At 72.2% G+C, this 26,043-nt stretch carries 25 protein-coding genes; 12 read left to right on the forward strand and 13 right to left on the reverse strand.

What is annotated here, in order from left to right; genetic code table 11:
- Positions 1-123: 123 nt before the first annotated feature.
- The 5 genes from OTB16_RS30455 (at position 124) to OTB16_RS30475 (ending at position 5,446) form a co-directional block, all read left to right on the forward strand.
- The gene (locus OTB16_RS30455; protein ID WP_267724368.1) at positions 124-732 is read left to right on the forward strand and encodes a LysE family translocator; all 609 of its coding nucleotides are present in this window, start codon (positions 124-126) and stop codon (positions 730-732) included.
- 52 nt (positions 733-784) lie between these two features.
- Positions 785-1,594: a thioesterase family protein gene (locus OTB16_RS30460; protein WP_267724370.1), complete on the forward strand. Its 810-nt coding sequence runs from the start codon at positions 785-787 to the stop codon at positions 1,592-1,594.
- Between the two features lie 1,326 nt (positions 1,595-2,920).
- On the forward strand, positions 2,921-3,301 hold the full coding sequence (locus OTB16_RS30465) for a hypothetical protein (protein ID WP_267724372.1): 381 nt from the start codon (positions 2,921-2,923) through the stop codon (positions 3,299-3,301).
- Positions 3,302-3,493: 192 nt separating this feature from the next.
- A complete protein-coding gene (locus OTB16_RS30470; protein WP_267724584.1) occupies positions 3,494-4,513 on the forward strand; it encodes a C40 family peptidase in 1,020 nt (339 codons plus the stop codon).
- 192 nt (positions 4,514-4,705) lie between these two features.
- Positions 4,706-5,446: a phosphatase PAP2 family protein gene (locus tag OTB16_RS30475; protein ID WP_267724375.1), complete on the forward strand. Its 741-nt coding sequence runs from the start codon at positions 4,706-4,708 to the stop codon at positions 5,444-5,446.
- 174 nt (positions 5,447-5,620) lie between these two features.
- Here the strand turns inward: OTB16_RS30475 and OTB16_RS30480 are convergent, their stop codons facing one another.
- Positions 5,621-5,860, reverse strand: coding sequence for a hypothetical protein (locus OTB16_RS30480; protein ID WP_267724376.1), 240 nt, complete (start codon positions 5,858-5,860; stop codon positions 5,621-5,623).
- A gap of 70 nt (positions 5,861-5,930) precedes the next feature.
- Entirely contained in the window at positions 5,931-6,185 is a 255-nt protein-coding gene (locus OTB16_RS30485) for a hypothetical protein (RefSeq protein ID WP_267724378.1), read from the reverse strand.
- Between the two features lie 133 nt (positions 6,186-6,318).
- On the opposite strand from OTB16_RS30485, the gene OTB16_RS30490 reads away from it, so the two are divergent.
- Positions 6,319-7,155, forward strand: coding sequence for an SCO4651 family lipoprotein (locus OTB16_RS30490; protein WP_267724379.1), 837 nt, complete (start codon positions 6,319-6,321; stop codon positions 7,153-7,155).
- Between the two features lie 257 nt (positions 7,156-7,412).
- Positions 7,413-7,598 (forward strand): hypothetical protein, encoded by a 186-nt coding sequence (locus tag OTB16_RS30495; RefSeq protein WP_267724381.1) that lies wholly within the window; start codon positions 7,413-7,415, stop codon positions 7,596-7,598.
- Positions 7,599-8,023: 425 nt separating this feature from the next.
- On the opposite strand, the gene OTB16_RS30500 is transcribed toward OTB16_RS30495, so the two are convergent.
- On the reverse strand, positions 8,024-8,401 hold the full coding sequence (locus OTB16_RS30500) for a metal-sensitive transcriptional regulator (RefSeq protein WP_267724383.1): 378 nt from the start codon (positions 8,399-8,401) through the stop codon (positions 8,024-8,026).
- 197 nt (positions 8,402-8,598) lie between these two features.
- Between OTB16_RS30500 and OTB16_RS30505 the strand changes: the two genes are divergently transcribed.
- Both OTB16_RS30505 and OTB16_RS30510 read left to right on the forward strand, forming a co-directional pair.
- The gene (locus OTB16_RS30505) at positions 8,599-9,219 is read left to right on the forward strand and encodes a DUF47 domain-containing protein (protein WP_267724386.1); all 621 of its coding nucleotides are present in this window, start codon (positions 8,599-8,601) and stop codon (positions 9,217-9,219) included.
- A gap of 5 nt (positions 9,220-9,224) precedes the next feature.
- Positions 9,225-10,226, forward strand: a complete 1,002-nt coding sequence (locus OTB16_RS30510) for an inorganic phosphate transporter (RefSeq protein WP_267724387.1) — start codon at positions 9,225-9,227, stop codon at positions 10,224-10,226.
- A 161-nt stretch (positions 10,227-10,387) separates the two neighbouring features.
- Here OTB16_RS30510 and pstB read toward each other — a convergent pair whose 3' ends face one another.
- The 7 genes from pstB to mshD form a co-directional block, all read right to left on the reverse strand.
- Entirely contained in the window at positions 10,388-11,164 is a 777-nt protein-coding gene (pstB, locus tag OTB16_RS30515) for a phosphate ABC transporter ATP-binding protein PstB (RefSeq protein WP_267724389.1), read from the reverse strand.
- A 30-nt stretch (positions 11,165-11,194) separates the two neighbouring features.
- On the reverse strand, positions 11,195-12,277 hold the full coding sequence (pstA, locus tag OTB16_RS30520) for a phosphate ABC transporter permease PstA (protein WP_267724391.1): 1,083 nt from the start codon (positions 12,275-12,277) through the stop codon (positions 11,195-11,197).
- Entirely contained in the window at positions 12,277-13,266 is a 990-nt protein-coding gene (gene pstC, locus OTB16_RS30525) for a phosphate ABC transporter permease subunit PstC (protein ID WP_267724393.1), read from the reverse strand. Before pstC ends, pstA begins: the two co-directional genes overlap by 1 nt.
- A 130-nt stretch (positions 13,267-13,396) precedes the next feature.
- Complete coding sequence (gene pstS / locus OTB16_RS30530; protein WP_267724395.1) at positions 13,397-14,536, reverse strand: phosphate ABC transporter substrate-binding protein PstS; 1,140 nt, start codon at positions 14,534-14,536, stop codon at positions 13,397-13,399.
- A gap of 247 nt (positions 14,537-14,783) precedes the next feature.
- Complete coding sequence (locus OTB16_RS30535; RefSeq protein WP_420717832.1) at positions 14,784-15,746, reverse strand: CHAD domain-containing protein; 963 nt, start codon at positions 15,744-15,746, stop codon at positions 14,784-14,786.
- Entirely contained in the window at positions 15,727-17,994 is a 2,268-nt protein-coding gene (locus OTB16_RS30540) for an RNA degradosome polyphosphate kinase (RefSeq protein WP_267724399.1), read from the reverse strand. The genes OTB16_RS30535 and OTB16_RS30540 overlap by 20 nt, the downstream gene beginning before the upstream one ends.
- Positions 17,995-18,366: 372 nt before the next feature.
- A complete protein-coding gene (gene mshD, locus OTB16_RS30545) occupies positions 18,367-19,296 on the reverse strand; it encodes a mycothiol synthase (protein WP_267724401.1) in 930 nt (309 codons plus the stop codon).
- A 169-nt stretch (positions 19,297-19,465) separates the two neighbouring features.
- On the opposite strand from mshD, the gene OTB16_RS30550 reads away from it, so the two are divergent.
- The gene (locus OTB16_RS30550; protein ID WP_267724403.1) at positions 19,466-21,283 is read left to right on the forward strand and encodes a bifunctional metallophosphatase/5'-nucleotidase; all 1,818 of its coding nucleotides are present in this window, start codon (positions 19,466-19,468) and stop codon (positions 21,281-21,283) included.
- Between the two features lie 120 nt (positions 21,284-21,403).
- Here the strand turns inward: OTB16_RS30550 and OTB16_RS30555 are convergent, their stop codons facing one another.
- Positions 21,404-22,189, reverse strand: a complete 786-nt coding sequence (locus tag OTB16_RS30555; protein ID WP_267724405.1) for an alpha/beta fold hydrolase — start codon at positions 22,187-22,189, stop codon at positions 21,404-21,406.
- Between the two features lie 116 nt (positions 22,190-22,305).
- On the opposite strand from OTB16_RS30555, the gene OTB16_RS30560 reads away from it, so the two are divergent.
- Together OTB16_RS30560 and OTB16_RS30565 are read left to right on the forward strand one after the other, a co-directional pair.
- Positions 22,306-22,929, forward strand: a complete 624-nt coding sequence (locus OTB16_RS30560; RefSeq protein ID WP_267724407.1) for a TetR/AcrR family transcriptional regulator — start codon at positions 22,306-22,308, stop codon at positions 22,927-22,929.
- A gap of 49 nt (positions 22,930-22,978) precedes the next feature.
- Positions 22,979-23,854: a phosphatidylinositol-specific phospholipase C gene (locus tag OTB16_RS30565; protein WP_267724409.1), complete on the forward strand. Its 876-nt coding sequence runs from the start codon at positions 22,979-22,981 to the stop codon at positions 23,852-23,854.
- Here the strand turns inward: OTB16_RS30565 and OTB16_RS30570 are convergent.
- Together OTB16_RS30570 and OTB16_RS30575 are read right to left on the reverse strand one after the other, a co-directional pair.
- A complete protein-coding gene (locus OTB16_RS30570; RefSeq protein ID WP_267724411.1) occupies positions 23,834-25,267 on the reverse strand; it encodes a sensor histidine kinase in 1,434 nt (477 codons plus the stop codon). The two genes, OTB16_RS30565 and OTB16_RS30570, sit on opposite strands and share 21 nt — an antisense overlap.
- Positions 25,264-25,998 carry a response regulator transcription factor gene (locus tag OTB16_RS30575; RefSeq protein WP_267724413.1) on the reverse strand — a complete coding sequence of 245 codons (735 nt, stop codon included), beginning with the start codon at positions 25,996-25,998 and terminating at the stop codon, positions 25,264-25,266. The genes OTB16_RS30570 and OTB16_RS30575 overlap by 4 nt, the downstream gene beginning before the upstream one ends.
- Positions 25,999-26,043: the final 45 nt, after the last annotated feature.

A 26,043-nucleotide genomic window follows, 5' to 3' on the forward strand; every position in this document is an offset into this window, starting at 1 on the left:
GATTGGTGGGGGCGGGTTGGTGGGGGCGGCCGGGTCGATCGGGTTGGTGAGGTCATCGCGCAAGTATCCGGGGAGGGGGCGGGCGGGGTTGATCGTCGGAGGGGGGACGGTGAGCATCCCTCCATGACTGAAGTGATCGCAGTAGCCGTCATCACCCTGCTCGCGGTGATCAGTCCCGGGGCGGATTTCGCCATGGTGGTCCGCAACAGCTGTCTCTACGGGCGGCCCACGGGCCTGTTCGCGGCCGCCGGGGTGGCGGCCGGGGTGCTGGTGCACGTCTCGTACACGATGCTCGGTGTCGGTCTGCTGATCGCCTCCTCCACCGCGCTGTTCACCGCGATCAAGCTGGCGGGCGCGGCCTATCTGGTGTGGATCGGGATCCGGACCTTCCGGGCGCCTGCCGAGCTGACCGTCGATCTGGAGTCGGAGCCGGGGCTGACGCGGGCCGGGGCGCTGTGGTCGGGGTTCCTGACCAACGTGCTCAACCCGAAGACCACGCTGTTCGTGGTGTCGACGTTCACGCAGGTCGTCGGCCCGGATACCCCTGTGTGGCAGCAGGCGGGCTACGGGCTGTTCATGTCGGCGGCGCACCTGGGCTGGTTCGGGGCGGTGGCGCTGTTCTTCTCGGACTCCCGGCTGCGCGACCGGATGCTGAGGGCGCAGAAGGCGCTGAACCGGGCGATCGGGTCGGTGCTGGTGGGGCTGGGGGTGGGCCTGGGGTTCGCCCGCTGAGCCGGGGTGCGGGGGCTGGTGCCCGGAGTTACCTGTCGGTAGCGTGCGCGGCATGAGTGCTGATCGCATGAGTGCCGCCGAGGGGTTCTACGAGCGGGTCGACGCGGGCCGCTTCCTGGCCGCGGAGTACACGCGCGGTCCGTGGGACCCGGGCGCGCAGCACGCCGGGCCGCCCGCCGCGCTGCTGGGGCGCGCCGTCGAGGAGCGGCCGGGTGCCCGCGAGGACATGCGGATCGCCAGGATCACGTACGAGATCCTGCGGCCGGTGCCGATCGGTGCGCTGGAGGTGACCACGAGCGTGCTGCGGGCGGGCCGGAGCACGGAGGTGGTGGAGGCGGCGCTCGTCCCGGAGGGCGCGGCGCGGCCGGTGATGCTGGCGCGGGCGCTGCGGATCAGGGTGGCGCCGGAGTCGGTGCCGGCGGTGGTCCCGGGGCCGGAGCTGCCGCCGCCGGGGGAGGCGGCGGTGACACCGTTCTTCCCCGTGCCGTGGGAGACGGGCTACCACTCGGCGATGGAGACCCGGTTCACCGAGGGCGCGTTCGTCGCACGCGGCCCGGGGACCTGCTGGATGCGGATGCGGGTGCCGCTCGTCGCGGGGGAGGACGCCAGGCCGCTGGACCGGGTGCTGGTCGCCGCGGACTCGGGCAACGGCATCAGCGCGGAGCTGGACTTCGCGCGGTACGTCTTCGTCAACGGGGACCTGACGGTCCACCTGCACCGGCACCCGGTGGGCGAGTGGGCGTGCGTGGAGGCCCGTACGAGTGTGGACGCGGCCGGGATCGGGCTCGCGGACGCGCGGCTGCACGACGAGAAGGGCCCGATCGGGCGCAGCGCGCAGAGCCTGTTCGTCGCGCCGAGGTAGCCCTCAACACCCTTGCCGGGTACGGGAGATCGTACGCATGGCAGGCTCGGGCAGATGGAGCCGCTGACGGGCCGATCCCGGGTGGATCGGGGCGTACGTACGGGCGCCCCGGCCGGCGGGGTGACCAGGTCCTGGGCGGTGCCGCCGGTGCCGCCGGTGCCGCCGGGGCTCCCGGGCGGCGGGACGACCGTGCCGGCGGGGACCGGGTCCGGCGGGTCCGGGTGGCGGGGGGCTTCGGCCGGCGCGGCGACCAGAGCCTGGCCGGAGGACGCGCCGCCGCCCGGGGCCGCGGGGCGGTCGCCCCACGGGCCGCGGGACACGGGTGGCGGACGACCGGGCGCGCCCGCCGGGGTTGCGGCGGGGGCCGTGTCGCGGGAGCCGGGCGCCCGGCGCGAATCGGGCGCCGGGACAACGGCCGAGGCGTCGGCGTACGGGGAAGTGCCGCGGGAGCGCGGAACGCCCGTCCGGGCGTCGGCGGCACACGAGTCTGGCAGGGCGTTGGCGGCACATGAGGTGGCCGCCCGAGCGCGGGGTGTTCGTCCGGGCTTCGGAGCCGGGGCGGGGAACGCCCGACACGGCGCCGGAGCTGGAGCGTGAGGCGGGCGGTGGCGGGGTGTCGGCGGCGCGAGGGGTGGCCGCCGGAGTGCCGGAGCGGGAGCGCGGGACTGCCGACACGGCGCCGAGCTGGAGCGTGAGGCGGGCGGTGGCGGGGTGTCGGCGGCGCGCGAGGCGGCCGCCGGGGCGTCGGAGCGGGAGCGTGAGGGCGGCGGGGTGGCGGTCGCGGGGGGTGCGGCCGGGGGAGTGGAGGCGTACGGGGGGCGGGCCGCCGCGCCGCCACGGGCCGGGCCGGCCCCCGGGCGGTGGGCGCGGCGGGCGGTTGGGGCGGCGGGCGGTTGGGGCGGTGCTGCTCGTCGGGGTGGGAGCCGGAGGGGTCTGGGCTGTAGGGCGGGCGGACGAGTGGGCGCACGGCGCCCGGGCGTCCGATACCGGTGCCCCGGGGTCCGGTGCCCCCGGGGCCGGCGCGACCGGCACAGGCCCGTCCGGCACGGCCCCGTCCGGAGCGAGTGCGTCCGGAGCGAGTGCGCCCGGAGCGAGTGCGGCCGGAGCGAGTACGGCCGGAGCGAGTGCGAGTGCTCCCGCCGTGGCCGGTGCCACGCCCGGCAAGGGCAAGGGCGGCAGCGGGCGGAAGGCCGTCGACTTGCGCTGGAAGCTGTCCTCCGACCCCCTCATGGTGCAGTACGGCGCGGGGGACTGTACGGGGCCCGCGGAGGGCACGGCACCCGGGGCGGGATCGAGACGCAGACCGAGACCTCCCGCAGGAGCGGGGTGTCCAGTGCCACGGCCAAGGTGCGGATGCGGCCCAAGCCGGCGGCCAACGTGGCCAACGCGGCCAACGCGGACGGCAAGGCCGGTGGGGCCGGTGGGGGTGCGCGGCCCGCGTCGTATCCGGTCAGGGTCGCCGTGCGGCCGCCCAGTGCCCAACCGTCCGCCGACGGGGGCCCGACGGGGTTCCTGAGTGCTCCCGTGGACCTGTACGGCGGCCGGGACCCCGGTGACTACGTGGAGTTGACCTACCCGGACGACTTCCCGGGAGCGGTTCCGCTCGCCGCGAACCGGGGGGACTGGACGGTGGTCTTCTATCGCGTCGAGGATGGGGCGGGGACGTACGAGGGCATCTCCTGCACGGGATTCAACGTGGCCCGGTGAGTGCCGGGCGGTCGGCGCCGGCCGCGTGGAGCACGCCGGACGAGCGGAGTGTGCCGGGTGAGGGGGGCGTGTCGGGTGGGCGGGGTGTGGGGGAGGCGTGGTTCCAAGTGGGCTAGTCCGATAGGCGACACGGTCAAATCGCGTCGGAAAGCGGCATCGATGGGGGAGGGTTGACGGGTGCGCAGATTCTGGATGGCGAGTGGGATCGGGCTGGGGCTCTGTCTGAGCTTCGTCGTGCTGCTCGTCGTGGGGACGTATTCGGCCGCGGCCGGCCTCGCGGGTTCCGGCGCGGGCGGCCGTGCGGTGGGGCTCGTGAAGGGGGCCGTGCCCGGCAAGTACCAGGCGCTGGTGGAGAAGTGGGGCAACCTCTGCCCGGCCATCAACCCGGCCCTCCTCGCCGCGCAGCTCTATTCCGAGAGCGGCTGGAACCCGAGCGCCGTGAGCCCGGCGGACGCGCGCGGCATCGCGCAGTTCATCCCGGGCACCTGGGCGGGCCACGGCATCGACGGGGACGGGGACGGGGACCGCGACATCTGGGACCCGAGCGACGCGATCCCGTCGGCGGCCTCGTACGACTGCGAACTCGCCAAGGACGTGGCGAGCGTGCCGGGTGACGCGACGTCCAACATGCTGGCCGCCTACAACGCGGGCGCGTACGCGGTCATCAAGTACGGCGGGGTGCCGCCGTACCGGGAGACGCAGGGCTACGTGAAGACGATCACGACCCTCGCCAAGAGTTTCGCCCGTCCCGTCGGGCGGGTCGCGCCCTCCCAACAGGCCGCCGGTGCCATCTACTTCGCGCAGAAGCAGCTCGGTACGCCGTACCTGTGGGGTGGCAACGGGACGCCCGACCAGAACGGCCGCTTCGACTGTTCGGGGCTGACGAAGGCCGCGTACGAGACGGTGGGGATCGAGCTGCCGCGCGTGGCGAACGACCAGTACAACGCCGGACCGCACCCCTCGCGGGCCGAACTGCTCCCCGGGGACCTGGTGTTCTTCTCCGATGATCTGACGAATTCCCGGGAGATCCGGCACGTCGGGCTCTATGTGGGCGGCGGCTACATGATCAACGCCCCGTTCACCGGGGCGGTGATCCGGTTCGACAAGATCGACACCCCCGACTACTTCGGTGCGACGCGCGTGACGAAGGACGGTGCGCAGGCCCTTCCGGAGCGCGCCGCGGCGAGCGGGGCGCCCGGCAACTCTCCGTGAAGTCCAGGCCCTGAGCTGCGACGATGAGTCACTCTTCGATAACGTTGGGGTGATCATTCGGTGGAGAGTGGAACGTAGTCGTCAGAACGGGCGTTCCATGGGCACGGGGGCTGATCAACCGGGGGGCGAACGGGTGCGCACAGGGGCGCGCCCACAGGGGAACCCACCGCAACAGCAAGGGGCCGCATCGCCATGGCTGGACTCACGACCGGTGGGCCGAATGTGGATGTCAGCCTGCTGTACGAGATCAACTCCCTGGCCCGGCAGGCCCCGGGCTGGTGCGACCGGGCCGTGAGCCTGACCGGGGAGTACGGGATCCCGCTGGCCCTGGTGCTCTTGGTCCTGTGGTGCTGGCGCGGCGCGCGCCGGCAGGACGAGGCCGCGGCGGCCGAGTCGTTCGCCGCGCTCGTGTGGGCCCCGCTGGCCGCCGGGCTGGCGCTCCTCGTGAACGCCCCGCTGCGCGAATTCGTCGGGCGGCCGCGGCCGTTCCGGCAGCACGAGGGGCTCCAAGTCCTCGACCCCGGTCCCGGGACGGGGCTGATGACGGGGCTGGCCAGGACGGACTTCTCCTTCGTCAGCGACCACGCCACCCTCGCCATGGCCCTGGGCGTCGGGCTGTTCGTGGCCAACCGGAGGATCGGGCTCGTCGGGATCGGGCTCGCCCTCGTCGAGGGCTTCTGCCGCGTGTACGCCGGCGTCCACTACCCGACCGACGTCATCGGCGGGTTCGCGCTCGGCACCGCCGTCGTCCTGGTGCTCGCGCCGCCGGCCTTGGCGCTGCTGACCCCGGTGGTGGGTGCGGTGAACCGGTCCGCGCGCGCCGGATGGCTCGTACGGTCCAAGGTGCGGGCGGTGCCCCTCGCCGTGGACCTGACGCAGGCCCAGACTCCGCCCGCGGGGCAGCGTACGCACGAGAGCGACCTCGCCGCTTGAGGGCCCCGTACCGCCCGGGCGGTACGGGGTAGGCGGTAGGCGGTAGGCGTTACGCGGCCGTACGGGATCAGGCGGGGGCGAACGTGTCCCACGCGGTCAGCAGCCCGGCCGCCAGCAGGCACAGCGCGGCCGCGCCGAAGCACACGCGCACCGCCGTGGGCCGCAGCCGGGGCGTCACGGGTCGCCGTCCTCTGCGCCCGCCCCGGAAGCGTCCTCGTCGCGGCGGTAGCGGTAGCGGGAGCGCAGCCACAGCCCGGTGGCGGCCGCAGCGGCGATGGTGAGCCCGATCGCCAGGGCCACGTCGCCGGGGCCGTCCGCCGTGCCCACGGGCCGGGCCCAGGCCGTGGCGGCGGGCGCGGAGGCGATGAGCAGGGCCCAGAGGAGGGCCGCGAGGCGGGCTGCGGGACCTGGCATGAGTCAAGGGCATACGGTTCGGCCCGGCTGGCCGCGGGCGGTGGGGCGCGCGGCCCGGCGCCGCCCCGTCCTACGGCGTCGTGTGGCGGGTGGCGTCCTTGCGGGCCAGGTCGCGGGAGCGCCGGGCGGGCCCGGTCCAGCCACAGGTGCAGACGGCCAGGCAGAACGATCCGCGTTCGGTGGTGGAGGCGGTGTGGCCGGCGGCCGGATCCGGCGACCGGGGGTGCTGCGGGGACCCTGCGGCCGCCGAAGGCGCCGACTGGGCCCGGGGGATGGGCACGGAGGCAAGCGGAGGGACCGGGGTCGCTTCGGTGTGCGGTTCCACGCCTCCACGGTACCCGCGGCGGGCAGGGGCCGGGGACGCGAGCGGGCCGTGACGGGAAACCCCGGACCTCGTTAACCGGAACGGGTGGGGGCCTCGGGCAAAAAAGCGGTCATGCGTTGGGGGTTGGCAGGCGATGGTGGTGCACCAGCACAGGCGGCGGCGCGGTCGCGCGGGTGAGACGTTGCTCGCCGCCGGCGTCTCGCTGGCGGTCTTGGCGATGGGCGGGTGCGGGGGTCCCGCCCGCGGCAGCGACGACGGGCCGCCCCCGGACCCGGAGGCCGTGGTCCGCGGAGCCGCCGACGTGCTGACGAGGACGGGCAGCGCCCGGGCCCGTACGGCCATGGAGATGGCCACCGGCGGCACCCGGGTCACGATCCGCGGCGAGGGCGGGGTCGACTTCAAGAACCGGATGGGCCAGCTGCTGGTGATGCTCCCGGCCGACGTGAAGGGCAAGGCGGAGCACCGGCCGATCACCGAGCTGCTGCTGCCGGGCGCGCTCTACATGAAGAACCGGGGCGCGGGCGTGCCCGCCGACAAGTGGGTACGGGTCGACACGACCACCCTCGCCGACGGGAATCTGGTGACCGGCGGGGCCACCGATCCGCTGGTGGCGGCGGAGCTGCTGCGGGGGGCGCGGGAGGTCACGTACGTCGGGGAGACCGAGGTGGCGGGCACCAGGGTGCGGCACTACCGGGGGACCACGGACATCGCGCGGGCGGCGCGGAGCGCGTCGGAGGGCGTGAGGGGGGCTCTGGAGGCGGCGGCGAAAGGGTTCAGCAAGGACGCGGTGCCGTTCGACGCGTATCTGGACGCGGAGGGGCGCTTGCGGAAGGTTCGCCACCGGTTCACCTATGTCAACAATGGCGTGATCGATGTCTCCTCTACGACGCTCCTGGACGGGTTCGGGACGCCGGTGACCGTCGTATTGCCCCCGAGCGGGGACATTTACGCCGGGAAGATCGCCGAGTAGCCGGGCGGGCGGGGTGGCGGCGGTGCGACCGGGCCATGACGGATATCCGGAAATGGTCCATCCGTGTCATGCGGGGGGAGGCGGGGCCTCCCTAGGCTGAGGGGGCGGCCGCCGGCGGGTTCGGTCGGGGACCGCCGGGCGGTGCGGGTGCGTCTGTGGGTGGGTTTGTGGGTTTGTGGGTGTCTGCGTGGGCGTGAGGCGGGGTGAGAGGTGAGACCCGGGCGACGAGCGGCGGCGGCGAGCGAGACCGATGACCGATGTCCGTATGGCGGAAGATCGAGGTGACATGCGTGACTCCCGCAGGCTGTAAGACGGTGCAGGACCACGTGGCGCTCGCCGAGATCGAGCTGTGCGGTGAGCTGATCATCGCGGCGTCGGCCGCTGTCGAGGACCGGTTGAGCCAGGACCGCATCGATGAGGTGCTGATGGGGGTCGGGCTCTAGCCGGTCGGCTGGTCGGGCCGGGGCCCGTTTCCCGTTCTCCCCGCGCCGGGCGGCGCCGTCGCGCGAGCGGCCCCGGGCTGCGCCCGGTCCATCTCCGGGGCTCCGCCCCGGACCCCGCGCCTCAAACGCCGGCGAGGCTGGATGTGCCCCGGGCTGCCTTGGGAATCTCAGGCTTGGGACGAGGCCCGGTCGGGGGGACGCGCCGTGCCTGCCTTGGGCGCCGCGAGGCTGGATGGCTGGATGTGACCCCGGCTGCCTTGGGAATCTCAGGCTTGGGATGACGTCCGGTCGGGGGGACGCGCCGTGTCTGTCTTGGGAGCGCTTCGGCCTCGGGGCGTTCGGTCAGGGGGACCTGCCGTGCCTGCCTTGGCCGGCGAGGCTTGCGGTGTCCCGGCTGGTTTGGCGTTTGATTCGTGCGGCGTGGGTCAGGTGCGGAGGAGGCGGGCGATGGCCTTGGTGGCCTCTTCGACCTTGGCGTCGATCTCCGCGCCGCCCTTGACCGCCGCGTCGGCGACGCAGTGGCGCAGGTGCTCCTCCAGCAGCTGGAGCGCGAAGGACTGCAGGGCCTTCGTGCTCGCGGAGACCTGGGTGAGTATGTCGATGCAGTAGACGTCCTCGTCGACGAGGCGCTGGAGGCCGCGGATCTGGCCCTCGATCCGGCGCAGGCGCTTGAGGTGCTCGTCCTTCTGGTGGTGGTAGCCGTGGACGGCCCCGCCGTCGTGGGGCGTGGCGGCGGGAGCGGCGGTCGCGGATCCGGTGGTGCCGGATTCGGCTCCCGGGCCCGCCGTCTCGATGGTCGTCATGCCTGCCTCCCGTGGTCCTGACCTGAGGGGACACATACCCCTCATGGGTATAACGTACCGGGCCTCCGCCGTGGAAACAGGGGTCCGTGGTCCTCACTCTGCCTGATGGAGGACACTGGGGAACGGCCGGTTAGCCGTGGCCGGGGGATGCGCCTAGCATCAGCCTGACCGAATCCAATGCACCCCGAGGACCTCACGTGCGATTTCGTCTGACCCCCAGGGAGACGAGCTTCTACGACATGTTCGCCGCATCCGCGGACAACATCGTCACGGGCTCGAAGCTCCTGATGGAACTGCTCGGAGCGGACTCATCCGCCCGGGTCGAGATCGCGGAGCGGATGCGGGCTGCGGAGCACGCGGGGGACGATGCCACCCACGCGATCTTCCACCAGCTGAACTCCTCCTTCATCACGCCGTTCGACCGCGAGGACATCTACAACCTCGCCTCGTGCCTCGACGACATCATGGACTTCATGGAGGAGGCGGTCGACCTGGTCGTCCTCTACAACGTGGAGGAACTGCCCAAGGGCGTCGAGCAGCAGATCGAGGTACTGGCGCGCGCGGCGGAGCTCACCGCCGAGGCCATGCCGCACCTGCGGACGATGGACAACCTGACCGAGTACTGGATCGAGGTCAACCGCCTCGAGAACCAGGCCGACCAGATCCACCGCAAGCTGCTCGCCCAGCTCTTCAACGGCAAGTACGACGCCATGGAGGTGCTGAAGCTCAAGCAGATCGTCGACGTGCTCGAAGAGGCCGCCGACGCGTTCGAGCACGTTGCGAACACGGTGGAGACCATCGCGGTCAAGGAGTCCTGAACCTCGTGGACACCTTCGCCCTGATCGTGACCATCGGTGTCGCGCTCGGTTTCACGTACACCAACGGTTTCCACGACTCCGCGAACGCGATCGCCACGTCGGTTTCGACCCGGGCGCTGACGCCGCGGGCCGCGCTCGCGATGGCCGCCGTGATGAACCTCGCCGGCGCCTTCATGGGCAGCGGGGTCGCCAAGACGGTCAGCGAAGGCCTGATCGAGACGCCCCAGGGGAACCGGGGCATGTGGATCCTGTTCGCGGCCCTGGTCGGCGCGATCGTGTGGAACCTGATCACCTGGTACTTCGGCCTTCCCTCGTCCTCCTCGCACGCGCTGTTCGGCGGCATGGTCGGTGCGGCCCTCGCGGGCGGCACGGAGGTCATCTGGTCCGGTGTGGTCGACAAGGTCGTCATCCCGATGTTCGTCTCACCGGTGGTCGGCCTGGTCGTCGGCTACCTGGTGATGGTGGCCATCCTGTGGATGTTCCGCCGCTCCAACCCGCACAAGGCCAAGCGCGGCTTCCGTATCGCGCAGACCGTCTCCGCGGCCGGCATGGCGCTGGGCCACGGTCTCCAGGACGCGCAGAAGACCATGGGCATCGTGATGATGGCCCTGGTCATCGCCGACGTGCAGGGAGCCGGCGACGAGATCCCGATCTGGGTCAAGATCGCGTGCGCCGTGATGCTGTCGCTGGGTACGTACGCCGGCGGCTGGCGCATCATGCGCACCCTCGGCCGCAAGATCATCGAGCTGGACCCGCCGCAGGGCTTCGCGGCGGAGACCACCGGCGCCTCGATCATGTTCGGCTCGGCGTTCCTCTTCCACGCGCCGATCTCCACGACCCACGTGATCACCTCGGCGATCATGGGTGTCGGCGCGACCAAGCGGATCAACGCGGTCCGCTGGGGCGTCGCGAAGAACATCATCCTGGGCTGGTTCATCACCATGCCGGCGGCCGCCCTGGTCGCCGCGGTCAGCTTCTGGATCGTGAACCTGGCCTTCGTCTCCTAGGACGTCTAGGACGTCTAGGACGTCCGCAAGGACGCCCGGCCGGAGCGCCCGATCCACGAAAGTGGGCCGGCTCCCCCCACCCAGGGGGAGCCGGCCCTTTTCCTTTCGCCTTGCGGTGGCACCGCCATGCAGCACCGCAAGACGTTCACGCCCAACCCGGTCTAGCCGAAGCGGCCCGAGATGTAGTCCTCGGTCGCCTGCACGGACGGGTTGGAGAAGATGCGGTCGGTGTCGTCGAGCTCGATGAGCTTCCCGGGCTGGCCGACCGCCGAGAGGTTGAAGAAGGCGGTGCGGTCCGAGACGCGGGCCGCCTGCTGCATGTTGTGCGTCACGATGACGATCGTGAAGCGCTCCTTGAGCTCGCCGATCAGGTCCTCGATGGCGAGGGTGGATATCGGGTCGAGGGCCGAGCAGGGCTCGTCCATCAGCAGGACCTGGGGCTCGACCGCGATGGCACGGGCGATGCACAGGCGCTGCTGCTGACCGCCGGAGAGGCCGGAGCCCGGCTTGTTCAGGCGGTCCTTGACCTCGTTCCAGAGGTTGGCGCCCTTGAGGGACTTCTCGACGATGTCGGCCAGCTCGGCCTTCTTGAAGCTGCCGTTCAGGCGCAGGCCCGCCGCCACGTTGTCGAAGATCGACATGGTGGGGAAGGGGTTCGGGCGCTGGAAGACCATGCCGACCGTGCGGCGGACGGCGACCGGGTCGACGCCGGCACCGTACAGGTTCTCGTCGTCCAGGAGGACCTTGCCCTCCACGCGGCCGCCGGGGGTGACCTCGTGCATGCGGTTGAGGGTGCGCAGGAAGGTGGACTTGCCGCAGCCGGAGGGGCCGATGAAGGCGGTCACGGAGCGGGGTTCCACGGTCATCGAGATGTCGTCGATGGCCTTGTGGGTGCCGTAGAAGGCGGACAGTCCGCTGACGTCGATTCGCTTGGCCATGAGGGGTCACTTCGCTTTCGGAGAGTCGCGTCAGCGACCGGTCTTCGGGGCCTTCCAGCGGGCGATGCCGCGAGCCACCAGATTGAGGATCATGACGAAGGCGATCAGGACGAGCGCCGCGGCCCATGCCCGGTCGTAGGAGGCTTCACTGCCGACCTTGTACTGCTCCCAGATGTACAGCGGGAGCGAGGACTGGGCGCCTTCGAAGGGGTTGCCGTTGATGAGCTGCGTGCCGAAGACCAGCAGCATGATCGGCGCGGTCTCGCCGGCGATGCGGGCGACGGCCAGCATCACACCGGTGGCGATGCCGCCGATGGCCGTGGGGAGCACGACCTTGAGGATCATGCGCCACTTCGGTACGCCGAGGGCGAGGGCGGCCTCGCGCAGCTCGTTCGGGACGAGCTTGAGCATCTCCTCGGTGGAGCGCACCACGACCGGCATCATCAGGATCGACAGGGCCATCGCGCCGGCGAAGCCGGAGGGGCCGAAGCCGAGCATCAGGTTCCAGGTCGTCAGGATGAACAGGCCCGCGACGATCGAGGGGATGCCCGTCATGACGTCGACGAAGAAGGTGACGGCCTTGGCGAGTCCTCCCCGGCCGTACTCGACCAGGTAGACGGCGGTCAGCAGGCCGATCGGCGCGGCGATCAGCGTCGCGAGGGCGACCTGTTCCAGGGTGCCGAGGAGGGCGTGGTAGACGCCGCCGCCCTCTTCGAAGCTGGTCACGCCGTTCATGGAGTGGCCGAGGAAGTCTCCGTCGAGCACCTTGACGCCGCGGCTGATGGTGGTCCACATCAGGGAGAGCAGCGGGATGACGGCGAGGACGAAGCAGACCCACACGAGGGAGGTCGCGACGCGGTCCTTGGCCTGGCGGCGGTTCTCGACGACCGCGCTGGCGGTGTACGTGATCGCGACGAACAGCAGGGCGGCGAGCAGGCCCCACTGGATCTTGCTGTGGAGGCCGAAGACGAGGCCGGCGCCGCAGCCGAGGGCGACCGAGACGACGGCGATGCCGGTCGGGGCCCAGCGCGGCAGGCCGCCCCGGGTGAGGCTGGCGGGGGCGGGGGACTTCGGGGCCCGGACGGGCCGCTGGTCCTGCAGTGCGTGGCTCATCAGGCGTTCGCCCCCGAGAATTCCTTGCGACGGGCGATGATCAGGCGCGCCGCGCCGTTGACCAGCAGGGTGAGCAGGAAGAGGACCAGGCCGGAGGCGATCAGCGCGTCGCGGCCGAACTCGTTGGCCTCGTCGAACTTCGCGGCGATGTTCTGCGCGAAGGTGCCGCCGCCCGGGTTCAGGACGTGGAACGAGATCAGGAAGCTCGGGGAGAGGACGGTCGCCACGGCCATGGTCTCGCCGAGCGCGCGGCCGAGGCCGAGCATCGAGGCGGAGATGACGCCGGAGCGGCCGAAGGGCAGCACCGACATCCGGATGACCTCCCAGCGGGTCGCGCCGAGGGCCAGGGCGGCTTCCTCGTTCATGCGCGGGACCTGGAGGAAGACCTCGCGGCTGACGCTGGTCACGATCGGCAGGATCATGATCGCGAGCAGGATGCCGACGGTGAAGAGCGAGCGGGCCACGCCGATCTGGGTCTTCTCGAAGACGTACGTCCAGCCCAGGTACTGGTCGAGCCAGAGGTTCAGGCCCGCGAGCTGCGGGACGAGGAAGAGGGCGCCCCAGATGCCGTAGACGATCGACGGCACGGCGGCCAGCAGGTCGACGACGTAGGCGAGGGGGGCGGCCAGCTTGCGCGGCGCGTAGTGCGAGATGAACAGGGCGATGCCGACGGCGATCGGAACCGCGATGACCATCGCGATGATCGAGCTGACGACGGTGCCGAAGAGCAGGACGGCGATGCCGAAGACGGGCGGGTTGGCCGACGCGTTCCAGTCGAAGGTGGTGAGGAAGTTGCCCTCGTTCTTCGACAGGGCGATGACCGCGCGGTAGGTGAGGAAGGCGGCGATCGACGCCATGAGCACCAGGAGCAGGATGCCGGAGCCCTTGGAGAGGCCGGCGAAGATCTTGTCACCGGCGCGGCCGGTGGACCTCTCGCTCCTGGAGACAGGCGGAGCCGTGTCTGTCTGGGTGGGTGTGGTGGAAGCCATGGTCTTTCCGGTCTGTGGGAGGGCTGGGCCCCCTGGCGGCGGTGCACCGGATTCCCCCGGGTGGAGGGGAAGGTCCCGGGGCCGGTCCGCTGTCCCGGACGGGGGAAGCGGACCGGCCTCGGGGTCTTGATCAGGCGAGCGAGGCGATGATTTCGCGGACCTTGGCGTTGATCTCGGCGGGGATCGGCGCGTAGCCGTTCTCGGTGAGGACCTTCTGGCCCGCGTCCGAGGCGGTGTAGTTCAGGAAGGACTTCACCGTGGACAGGGTCTCGGGCTTGTTGCCCTTGTCGCAGACGACCTCGTACGTGACCAGGACGATCGGGTACGCGCCCTCGGCCTTGGTGGCGTAGTCGAGCTTGAGCGCCAGGTCGGAACCCGTGCCGGAGATCTTGGCGGCGGCGATGGCCTTGGAGGCGTTCTCGCCGGTGGCCTTGACCGGGGCGGAGGCGCCGGTGTTCACGTCGACCGTCTTGATGCTCTGCGAGCTGGCGTAGGAGAGCTCGAAGTAGCCGATCGCGCCGTCGACGGACTTGACCTGCGAGGCGACACCGGAGGAGTTGGACGCGGCCTGGCCACCGGGGGCCGGCCACTTCTTCGAGGCCTCGTAGGTCCAGGCGTCGGGGGCGGCGGCCTTGAGGTACTTGCCGAGGTTCTCGGTGGTGCCGGAGTCCTCGGAGCGGTGGAAGGCCTGGATGGCGGTGGCGGGAAGCGTGACGCCGGGGTTCAGCTTCTTGATCGCCTCGTCGTCCCACTTCTTGATCTTGTCGTTGAAGATGTTGGCGAGCGTCGGGGCGTCGAGGGTCAGCTTGTCGACGCCGGCGACGTTGAAGCCGATCGCGATCGGGCCGCCGACCATCGGCAGGTCGATGCCCTGGCCGCCGGTGCAGATCTTCTTGGACTCCTCGACCTGCTCCGGCTTCAGCGCCGAGTCGGAGCCGGCGAAACCGACGGTGCCCTGGTTGAAGGCGACGATGCCCTCACCGGAGGAGGAGGACTTGTAGTTCACCTCGACGCCGGAGCAGGCGGCCATGTAGTTCTTCACCCACAGGTCGACCGCGTTCTTCTGCGCGGACGAGCCCGAGGCCAGGAGCTTGCCCTTGGCGCCGTCACACTTGATGTCACCCGCGGCGGCGGCCGACGGCTTGGCGCTGGCGGAGCCGCTGTCCTTGGTGTTGTCGTCCGAGCCGCACGCCGTGAGGACCAGGGCGCCGGACACGACGAGCGCGCCGAGGGCGGAGGCACGAAGCCGGTTCTTGCGCTGAAGCTTCACTTTCGGGTGTTCCTTCCAGAAGCCGCCGACCGCTTTCTGCGTCGGGGCGGCGTGCGAAGAGGACTGCTACGTCGGTGTGCCCGGCCGGACCGCCTGACCTGCGGGCGCTCTCACCGTGCACCACCGAATTTAGGCCGGAGAGGTGAAGCGGTCGACCGGTGCGAGTGAACGGACGGTGAACCGTGGCGGACGACCCGGTGCGTTCCGGCCGGGCCGCACTCCGGCGTAAGCATCCGTTATCCGTCCGTTACCTCGGCGGTGTGATCGCAGGCTCCGGCAGCCAGACGTGCCGGAAGGCGGTGCGGGCCGCCTCGGCCGCGTGGCGCTGGTCCGCGTGCAGCACCCCCAGGGCGTACGCCGTGGCCGGGGCTATGCGCGGGGTACGGGCCGCCGTGGCCGAGGCGGCGGCGGCCTCGGCGGCGTCGCGGTGGCGGTCCAGGGCCTCGCCCGCGGCCGCCGCCCGGGCCACGTCCTCGCCCAGCGCCTCGCGGGCGTACCGGTGGACCCGGAGCAGGCGGCGCACCTCGTGCCACAGCCCGTCGTGGTCCGCGTCGTACGGGTGCCCGCCGTCGACCGGGGGCAGCGCCGCGACCGCCGCCGACAGGCGGGTTTCGGCCACCGCCGCGAGCGGGAGCAGGACCTCGTCCACCCGCCCCCGGGCCGCGACGGGGTTCAGCGGGACCTCCGAGGCCAGCACCGCCACCGCGTCCGCCACGGCGTGGAAGCGGGCGGAGCCGAGCGCCTGGAGGGTCGCCGAGTGGGCGCGCGTACGGGCGAGCGTCAGCTGGCGCTCCAGGAGCGCGCCGGCGCGGGCGGAACCGACCGTGAGCGCTCCGGCCGAGGCGCCGCGCGGGGCCGGGACCTCCGGGGAGCCCGACAGCCGGTGCAGGGCGTCCATCAGCCGGGCCAGCCGGGCGGCGTACGCGTGCTCGTGCGCCAGGGTCGAGGACAGCCACACCAGCTCGGTGCGCAGCCCGTCCGCCCAGGCGGACTCGGTCACCACCCGGAAGGTGGCCAGGGAGCCGCTGATGCGGCGCGCGGCCCCCCGGAGGCCGCGCGCCGCCTCGAAGCGGCCGGTGGAGTCGGCGCCGCTCGCCGGGCTCTCGTCGTGCAGGCGCAGTCCGCGCAGGAAGGCGGTGGCCTGGGAGCGCAGGAACGCGGCGAGCACGTCACCCGCGCCCGCCATCGGGTCATGGTTTGGCTGAGCCACGCCGGCGCCTCCGGGCGTCAATGAGCATCTCCTGTACGTGCCGCAGCGGCTGGCCCTCGGAGTCCGTGCTGTGCCGGGTCCACTCGCCGTCCGGGCCCAGGTGCCAGGAGGAGGTGGTGTCGGACATGCCGGTCTCCAGCATCCGGTCCAGTGCCGCGCGGTGGGCCGGGTCGGCGACCCTGACCAGTGCCTCGATGCGGCGGTCGAGGTTGCGGTGCATCATGTCGGCGCTGCCGATCCACACCTCGGGCTCGCCGCCGTTGCCAAAGGCGAAGACCCGGGAGTGCTCCAGGAAGCGGCCGAGGATCGAGCGGACCCGGATGTTCTCCGAGAGCCCCGGGACTCCGGGCCGCACCGCGCAGATGCCGCGGACCCAGATGTCGACGGGGACGCCCGCCTGGGCGGCCCGGTACAGCGAGTCGATGAGGGCCTCGTCGACGATCGAGTTCATCTTCAGGCGCACGTACGCGGGGCGGCCGGCCCGGTGGTGGGCGGCCTCCTTGTCGATCCGCGCGATCAGCCCGTCGCGCAGCGAGCGCGGGGCGACCATCAGCCGGCGGTAGGTCTCGCGGCGCGAGTAGCCGGAGAGCCGGTTGAAGAGGTCGGAGAGGTCCGCGCCGACCTGCGGGTCGGCGGTGAGCAGGCCGAGGTCCTCGTAGAGCCGGGCGGTCTTGGGGTGGTAGTTGCCGGTGCCGACGTGGGAGTAGCGGCGCAGCTGGTCGCCCTCCTGGCGGACGACGAGCGACAGCTTGCAGTGCGTCTTGAGGCCGACCAGCCCGTACACGACGTGGCAGCCGGACTCCTCCAGCTTGCGCGCCCACTTGATGTTGGCCCGCTCGTCGAAGCGGGCCTTGATCTCGACGAGTACGAGGACCTGCTTGCCGGCCTCGGCGGCGTCGATCAGGGCGTCCACGATCGGGGAGTCGCCGGAGGTGCGGTACAGCGTCTGCTTGATCGCGAGGACGTCCGGGTCGGCGGCGGCCTGCTCCAGGAAGGCCTGCACCGAGGTGGAGAACGAGTCGTACGGGTGGTGCAGCAGCACGTCCCGCTCGCGCAGCGCCGCGAAGATGTCGGGAGCGGACGCGGACTCGACCTCGGCGAGGTCCCGGTGGGTGCCGGCGATGAACTTCGGGTACTTCAGCTCCGGCCGGTCCAGCGAGGCGATCCCGAAGAGGGCGGTCAGGTCGAGGGGGCCGGGCAGCGGGTAGACCTCGGAGGAGTTGACGTTCAGCTCCTGCACGAGGAGGTCCAGTACGCCCGGGTCGATGGACTCCTCGACCTCCAGGCGGACGGGCGGCCCGAAGCGGCGCCGCATGAGCTCCTTCTCCAGGGCCTGGAGGAGGTTCTCGGCGTCGTCCTCCTCGACCTCCAGGTCCTCGTTGCGGGTCACGCGGAACATGTGGTGCGCGAGCACCTCCATGCCGGGGAACAGCTCCTCCAGGTGCGCGGCGATGACGTCCTCCAGCGGGACGTAGCGGTGCGGGGAGGCCTCCAGGAAGCGGGAGAGGAGCGGCGGGACCTTGACCCGGGCGAAGTGGCGGTGGCCGCTGACGGGGTTGCGCACGACGACGGCCAGGTTCAGGGACAGGCCGGAGATGTACGGGAACGGGTGCGCGGGGTCCACGGCCAGCGGGGTCAGCACCGGGAAGATCTGGTTCCGGAACAGCGTGAAGAGGCGGGCCTGCTCCTTCTCGGTGAGGTCGGGCCAGCGGATGAGGTGGACGCCCTCCTCGGCCAGGGCCGGGGAGATGTCCTGCTGGAAGCAGGCGGCGTGGCGGGCCATGAGCTCGCGCGAGCGCGTCCAGATCAGGTCCAGCACCTCGCGGGGCTGCAGGCCGGAGGCCGAACGGGTGGCGACACCGGTCGCGATACGCCGTTTGAGGCCGGCGACGCGGACCATGAAGAACTCGTCGAGGTTGCTCGCGAAGATCGCCAGGAAGTTCGCGCGCTCCAGGAGGGGCGTCGCCGGATCCTCGGCGAGCTCCAGCACCCGTTCGTTGAAGGCCAGCCAGCTGCGCTCGCGGTCGAGGAAGCGGCCCGGTGGCAGCTCACCGCCGTCCTTGTCGTCGTAGGCGTCCAGGTCCGCGTCGAGATCGGGTTCGAGGTCGACGTTCGGGCGGTGCGCGGAGATGGAACCTATCCGCGCGTGCGCGCCGGTGACGGACGCGGGGGGCGCGGGGGGCGCGGGCGTGTGAGAGGGGTGCTGGGCGGGGACCTCGGCGGGGCCCGCGCTGGGCTGGTGGCTCATGACTCCATTCTTCCGCCCACGCGGCAGGACGGGCGCGTCGGACGTGTCGGCCGTCAGTCGGAGTCGGGGCTGCATGCCGGGAGGGTCGCAAGCGCGTCTTAATGCCCGGTGAATGGCGTGTGGCTTCCCGGGTCCGGCTGGCGCACGAGTCGCTTCCGCGGGGGTGGGCGGGGTCCCGTGCGGGGTCCCTTGCGGGGCTTGGGGGGGTACGGGGGCCGTGCCGGGGCCCGTGCGGGGCTGCGGGGTCCCATGCGGGGCCGTTGCCGGGGCTCCGCCCCGGACCCCGCGCCTCAAACGCCGGCGGGGCTGATTTTGGCGCGGGGTCCCGCCCGGGGTCGGGTTCCGGTGGGCGGGGCCCCGGGCCGGGCGGGGTCAGCTTTCGGTGCGGTACATCAGGTCCACCTCGTGGGTGGTGAAGCCGAGGCCCTCGTACACGGCGAGGGCCGCCGGGTTGTCGGCGTCCACGTACAGCATCGCCGTGGGCAGGCCCCGGGCCGCCAGGTGGCGCAGGCCGATCGCCGTGAGGGCCTTGCCGAGGCCGCCGCCCTGGGCGCCGGGGAGGACGCCGACCACGTACACCTCGCCGAGCCCGTCCGCCGCGTGGACCTTCGTCCAGTGGAATCCGACGAGCTTCCCTTCGCGTTCCGCGAGGAAGAACCCCTCCGGGTCGAACCACGGCTGCGCCATCCGGTCGTTCAGGTCGCGCTGCGTCAGCGAGCCCTGCTCGGGGTGGTGGGCGAAGGCGGCCGCGTTCGCCGCGAGCCAGGCCGCGTCGTCCGCGCCGGGGACGAAGGCGCGCACCGTCACCCCGGCCGGCAGCGTCGGGTCGGGCAGCGGGGCCGCGTCCGCGCCGAGCGGGCGGCGCAGCTGGCGCAGCTCGCGGAACAGGGTCAGGCCGAGGACCTGCGCGAGGTGCCGGGCGGCGGACTTGCCGCCGTGCGCCCACACCCGCAGCCGCTTGCCGGAGCCGGCGAGCAGGGCCGAGCCCAGGGCCCGCCCGTGCCCGCGTCCGCGCAGCGCGGGGTGGACGAGGAGTTCGGCGGCCGGGGCCTCGACCGGGTCGGTGTCCTCCAGTTGCCCGTACCCCGCGAGCCGGCCGTCCGCGGTGAGCAGGAAGTGCCGGATGCCCTCGCGCGGGCCGCCGCGCAGCTGGAGCCGGCCCTGTTCGGAGACGGCGTGGGTGCCGTCGGTGCGTGCCGCGTCCTCGATCAGGGCGAGTACGGCGTCGGCCTGGTCCTCCGTCAGTTCGTCGAGGGTCTCAATCTGCCGTCCCGGCTCCAGGGCCGCTGCTGCGTCAGTCATGGCACGAGCCTACGACCGCGGCGGTCCGGCGGTGGAGCGCGGCCCGGGCGGCGGTCCGTCTTCTGCGCGTAACCACCTCGATACCCGTTCCCCCCTGTCGCGCTACGCGCGTTGACCATAGGCTGCGGCGGACCTCCCAAGCTGTCTCGCTGTCCACAAAGGGGAATAAATGTCAGCGACGCCACAACGGCTCCGCCGCTCCCGCCGGTTGACCGTCACCGCCCTCGCCGTCGCGGTCGGGGCCGGGGCGATGGTCGCCGCCGCACTGCCGGCCGGTGCCGCGAGTGGTGGCGGTGCGGCCAAGAGCCGGACCGTCGATGTGCAGATGCTCTCGTTCAACGATTTCCACGGCACCCTGGAGCCTCCGCAGGGCTCCTCCGGCAACGTGACCGAACGTCAGGCCGACGGCACCACCAAAGCCATACCCGCGGGCGGGGTCGAGTACCTCGCGACCAGCCTGCGCGAGGCCCGCAAGGGCCGCGAGTACTCCGTCACCGCCGCAGCCGGTGACATGATCGGCGGCAGCCCGATGCTGTCCGGGCTCTTCCACGACGAGCCGAGCATCGAGGCGCTGAACAAGCTCGACCTGGACGTGTCCGGCGTCGGCAACCACGAGTTCGACGAGGGCAAGACCGAGCTGCGCCGCATGGCGTACGGCGGCTGCCACCCCGTCGAGGGCTGTTACGAGTACGGCAAGACCTTCACGGGCGCCGAGTTCAAGTACCTCGCCGCGAACGTGACGGACGAGAAGACGAAGCGTCCGCTGATGTCGCCCACCTTCGTCTGGAAGAAGGGGGACGTGAAGATCGGCTTCATCGGCGTCACCCTGGAGGGCACTCCGGACATCGTGACCGCCGAGGGCGTCAAGGGCCTGAAGTTCGGCGACGAGATCGAGTCGATCAACAAGTACGCCGCCGAGCTGAACAAGCAGGGCGTGAAGTCGATCGTCGCGCTGATCCACGAGGGCGGTCTGCCCGCGAACGGCGCGTACAACTACGACTGCGACGCCCCGGGCGCGGGCGCCGGCATCTCCGGTGCGATCGTCGACATCGCCAAGAACGTGGACCCGAAGGTCGACGCGCTGGTGACCGGCCACACGCACCAGGCGTACGCCTGCAACATCCCCGACCCGGCGGGCAACCCGCGTACGGTCACCTCGGCCGCCTCCATCGGCCGCCTGTACACGGACACCACGCTGACGTATGACCGGCAGACCAAGGACATCGTCCGTACGCCGGTCACCTCGCCGAAGCCGGTGAACAAGGTCGTCACCCGCGAGCAGCCCAAGGCCGCGGACATGACCGAGCTGATCCAGCGCTGGAACGAGCTGGCGGCCCCGGTCGCCAACCGCCCGCAGGGCTTCATCGCGGCGGACATCCCGGGCCGCGGCTCGCCGGAGTTCGAGAAGCCGCTGGGCGACCTGATCGCCGACGCGCAGCTCGAGGCGCTGGCCCCGGCCGACAAGGGCGGCGCGCAGCTGGCGCTCATGAACCCGGGCGGCATCCGCTCGGACCTCGCCTACAAGGCCTCGGGCCAGGAGGGCGACGGCGTTGTCACCTACGGCGAGTCCTTCACGGTCCAGCCGTTCACGAACATGATGAACGTCGTGGACCTGACCGGCGCCCAGCTGATCACCACGCTCCAGCAGCAGGTCAGCGGTCCGGTCAACGGGCCGAGCCCGAAGATCCTCCAGGTGTCGAAGGGCTTCGCGTACACCCTGGACACCACGAAGGCCGGTGCGGACCGCATCGTCGTGGACTCGGTGCGGCTGAACGGCGCGCCGATCGACCCGGCCAAGACCTACCGCGTCGCGATGAACGAGTTCCTCGCGGGCGGCGGTGACGGGTTCACCGTCCTGAAGGAGCACAAGAACAAGCTGGTGGGCGCGTCCGACCTGGACTGCTTCAACGCCTACCTGACGAACAACTCCTCCGCGGCCTCCCCGATCGCCCCGCCGGCGGCGAACCGGATCACGGTCGTCAAGTAGTCACTCCCGTACCGCTGGTTCGACGCGCTCCGGCGCGTCCCTCACGCGGATCGCGCGCCCGAAGGGGCGGTGGGCCGTTCGGGCCCGCCGCCCCTTCGGCGTTCCCCGCAGGGGAGGGGCTCAGAGGCCGGCCAGGAACGTACGGACCGCCTTGGTGAAGCCCTCCGGGTCCTGGAACGGGACGTAGTGCTCCGTGTCGAGGCCGACGTACGCCGTCCCAGGGCGCCGCGCGACCATCGCGTCCGCCTGGGCCTGGGGGAGGGCCGTGCTGCGCAGGCCGTGGACGAGCAGGGCCGGGCAGTCGCTCGCGAGCCAGGTGTCCCAGTGGGATCCGTACCCCTGTTCCACGGTCGCCAAGGTGTCCTGCGGGTGGAACGGCAGCCGCCAGCCGGAGCCGTCGGGCAGGGGCCGCAGGAAGGGCGCGACGCCCTCGCCGAGCGGGCCGCAGGCCGTGACGAGTTCCTCGCGGGTCGCCGCGGTGTACGGGAGGTCGGGCAGGAAGCCGAGGAAGCCGTGGCCGAGGGGGCTCGGGATCTCCACGGGGGCGTCGACGTTGACGAGCGCGGAGACGAGGTCGGGGCGGTCGGCGGCCAGCCGGTAGGCGTTGAGCCCGCCGAGGGAGAAGCCGAGGACGGCCACCGGGGCGGCGGTCAGGCCGAGGTGCTCCAGCAGGGCGATGGCGTCGGCGACGTATCCGGCGCGGTCGTACGCGTCCGCGCGGTCGGAGTCGCCGTGGCCGCGCTGGTCGGGGGCGATGACCCGCCAGTCGTCGCCGAGGGCGGCGGCCAGGCCGGCGAAGTGGGCGCCCTCGGACAGGCCGCCGTGCAGGGCCAGGAGCGGGCGGCCGGGCCCGCCGAAGTCCAGGTAGGAAAGGGTGCGGTCGTCGATCGTGAGGTCGTGGCGCATGCGGTCTCCCCGTTCTGTCCGTTTCTCGGTGGCCCCAGCCTGACAGGACTTGGGCACATGCGCAATACACCCGTGTAGCGCATTTGCCCAAAATGGCCCGCGGCTACGATCCCGCCATGGGAAATCGCGAGGACCTCCTGGCCGGAGCGCGCCGCTGCCTGGAGGAGAAGGGCTATCTGCGCACGACCGTGCGCGACATCGCCGCGGCCTCGCAGGTGAGCATGGCGGCGATCGGCTACCACTTCGGCTCGCGCGAGGCGCTGCTGAACCAGGCGCTCTTCGCGGCGATCGACGAGTGGAGCGACGCCGTCGGCGGGCTCGCCGGGGAGGGCGAGAGCGCCGAGGAGCGGTTCGCCGACATGTGGGACCGCAAGGTGCGCAACTTCGGCGAGCTGCGCTGGCTGTGGATCGCCAACGTCGAGGCCTTCGTGCACGCGCAGTCCTCGCCGGAGCTCCTCGCCGCGCTGGCCGCCGGCCAGCGCGCCGCCCGCCCGCACGTGGCCGCGCTGCTGCGGGGGGTGCCGGAGTCGGAGGTGGCCGAGGCCGACGCCCGGAGCCTGGGGTCGGTGCAGATCGCGCTGATGACCGGGGTGATGGTGCAGACCCTGACCGACCCGGAGCAGGCCCCGACCGGCCGGGAGCTCGCGGCGGGGCTGCGCGGGCTGGCCGCGCTGCTGGACGAGGGGGGCGGGCCCGGTGCGGCGCCCGGATCCGGCACTACCGGTGGGTGGAAGTCTTGAGGTGTCCACGCCATAATCCGCCCATCACTGGGTCGGCGAAGGGGCGGACATGGGACTGGACCGGCGGGCATTTCTGGTCGGAGCACTGGCGGCGGGGACCGGCGCGGCGATCGGACTGGGGGCGGCGGCACCGGCCTCCGCCAGGGCGCTCGGCACCCAGGACTGGATGGCGGGCCTCGGCGACGCGACTGCGCTCCAGCGGATGACCATCCCCGGCACCCACGACTCCGGCGCCCGCAAGGGCGGTCTCTACGTCGCCTGCCAGAACACCTCGATCGCCCAGCAGCTCGACTCCGGCATCCGCTTCCTCGACGTGCGCTGCCGGGTCACCGGCGGGTCGTTCGCCATCCACCACGGGTCCTTCTTCCAGGACCTGATGTTCGGCGACGTCCTGGTGGCCTGCTGGAACTTCCTCGCCGCCCACCCCTCCGAGACCGTCCTCATGCGGGTCAAGCAGGAGTACTCCGGCGACAGCGACGCGACCTTCCGCGCGGTCTTCGACGACTACCTCGACAACCGGGGCTGGCGCCCGCTCTTCCGCATCGCCGACACCCTGCCCACCCTCGGCCAGACCCGCGGCAAGGTCGTCCTGCTCGCCGACAACGGCGGCCTGCCCGGCCTGCGCTACGGCGACGGCAACGTCTTCGACATCCAGGACGACTACAACGCCGAGCCCTTCGCCAAGCGCGGCAAGATCGAGAACCACTTCCGCCGGGCCGTCCAGCAGCCCGGCAAGCTCTTCGTCAACTACGCCAGCACCTCCGCCTACATGCCGCCCCGCTGGAACTCCGACCGGCTGAACCCCCAGGTCCACGGCTTCGTCGACGGCGGCGAGATGGCCGGCCGCACGGGCCTCGGCATCGTCCCGATGGACTTCCCCAACACCCGGGGCGGCCTGGTCGCCTCACTGATCCGGCACAACTGACGGCGGCGGGGCCGGCGTGCCCGGGATGCGGAGCACCGCCTCCGCGCCCGGGCCGCCGTCCCGGGCCGCGCGCAGCCGCGCCGTGCCGCCCGCGCGCTGCACCGTACGGGCCACGATCGACAGGCCCAGCCCGCTGCCGGGCAGGGCGCGCGCCGACGGGGAGCGCCAGAACCGCTCGAAGACGTGCGGGAGGTCCTCGGCCGGGATGCCCGGGCCGTGGTCCCGTACGGTCAGCTCGCCCGCCCGCAGCGTCACCTCGACCTTGCCGCCCGGCGGGCTGAACTTCACCGCGTTGTCCAGGACGTTGACCACCGCCCGCTCCAGCGCGGGCGCCTCGCCCCGTACGTACCAGGGCTCCAGGACGGAGCTGAAGTCCAGCTCCGGACCGCGCAGCCGGGCCCGGGACAGCGCGGTCCCGGCGACCTCGTGCAGGGCCACCACCCCGAGGGGGCCGGGGGAGACCGCGTCCGGCCGCGACAGCTCCTGGAGGTCCCCGATCAGCGCGGCCAGCTCCGTCATCTGCGCCTTCACCGAGGCCAGCAGCTCCCTGCGGTCCTCTGGCGGGATGGCCCGCCCGGTGTCCTCGCTGCGCGCCAGCAGCTCGATGTTCGTACGGAGCGAGGTGAGCGGGGTGCGCAGCTCGTGCCCGGCGTCCGCGATCAGCCGGGCCTGGCGCGTCTGGGAGGAGGCGAGCGCGGCCGTCATGGAGTTGAAGGACCGCGACAGCCGCGCGATCTCGTCGTCGCCGTCGTCGGGGATCCGTACGGTCAGGTCCTCGGTCCGGGCGATGTGCTCGACGGCGTCGGTCAGCTCGTCGACCGGCCGCAGCCCCGTACGGGCCACCCACAGCCCGGCCGCGCCCGCGCCGACCACGCCGACGCCGGACACGAACAGCAGCACCCAGGCCAGGGTGGACAGCGGCTTGTCGATGTCGGCGAGCGGCTTGGCGATGGAGATGCCGAACACGGGCCCGCCGGACACCACCTGCGCGGGCGTCGTGTAGACGCGCATGTCGACGCCGTCGGAGGTCGTCACGTCCTGCAGGGCGGCCCGCCGCTTGCCGGCCGCGATCTCCTTGTCGACGGCGGTCACGGGCAGGGTCGCCGGCCCGCTCACCCAGCAGTGCCCGCCCTGGGCGGTGACGATCTGGACCGTGGCGTTGAGGTTCCCGGCGATGTCCTGCTGCGTGTCGGCGGGGCGGGTCACACAGCGCCCCCCGTCCAGCACGCGCCCCACCTGGGGGTTCGGGTTGGTCGCCATCAGCGAGCGGTCCAGCTGGTCCCGCAGCTGCGTGCGCACCATCACCCAGGACACCGCGGCGACCCCGGCCACCGCGACCGCCACCGCGACCGCGACCAGCAGCGCCAGCCGGGAGCGCAGCGGCAGCCCGCGGAACCTGGCCGCCGGGCTCACTCGGGCCCGCTCTCGCCGGCCCGCAGGACGTAGCCCACCCCGCGCACCGTGTGCACCACGCGGGGCTCGCCGCCCGCCTCGGTCTTGCGGCGCAGGTACATCACGTACACGTCGAGGGAGTTGGAGCTGGGCTCGAAGTCGAAGCCCCACACGGTCTTGAGGATCTGCTCCCGGGTCAGGACCTGGCGCGGGTGCGCGAGGAACATCTCCAGCAGCGTGAACTCGGTACGGGTCAGCTCCACCGGGCGCCCGGCCCGGGTGACCTCGCGGGTGGCGAGGTCCATGCGCAGGTCGCCGAAGACCAGCGCGTCCTCGTGCTCCCCGCCGCCGGTCCGCGGGGCGGCGTACGAGCTGCGGCGCAGCAGGGCGCGGACCCGGGCGAACAGCTCGTCGAGCTCGAACGGCTTGACGAGGTAGTCGTCGGCGCCCGCGTCGAGTCCGGTGACGCGGTCGCCGACGGTGTCGCGGGCGGTGAGCATCAGGACCGGGGTGACGCCCCCGGCGGCGCGCAGCCGGCGGGCCGCGGTCAGGCCGTCCATCCGGGGCATCTGGATGTCCAGCACGATCAGGTCGGGGGCGTACGAGGCCGCCTTGTCGAGGGCGTCGATCCCGTCGACCGCGGTCTGTACGGCGTAGCCCTCGAAGGCGAGACTGCGGCGCAGGGCCTCGCGCACGGCCGGCTCGTCGTCGACGACGAGGATGCGCTGCTGGTCGCCTTCGGCGGCGTTCATGGATGCTCCCCCAGGGGTGTGCGGTCGGTGCGCGGCGGCGCCTTC

This window comes from Streptomyces antarcticus (assembly GCF_026627255.1).
GTDB classification, from domain to species: Bacteria; Actinomycetota; Actinomycetes; order Streptomycetales; family Streptomycetaceae; genus Streptomyces; species Streptomyces antarcticus.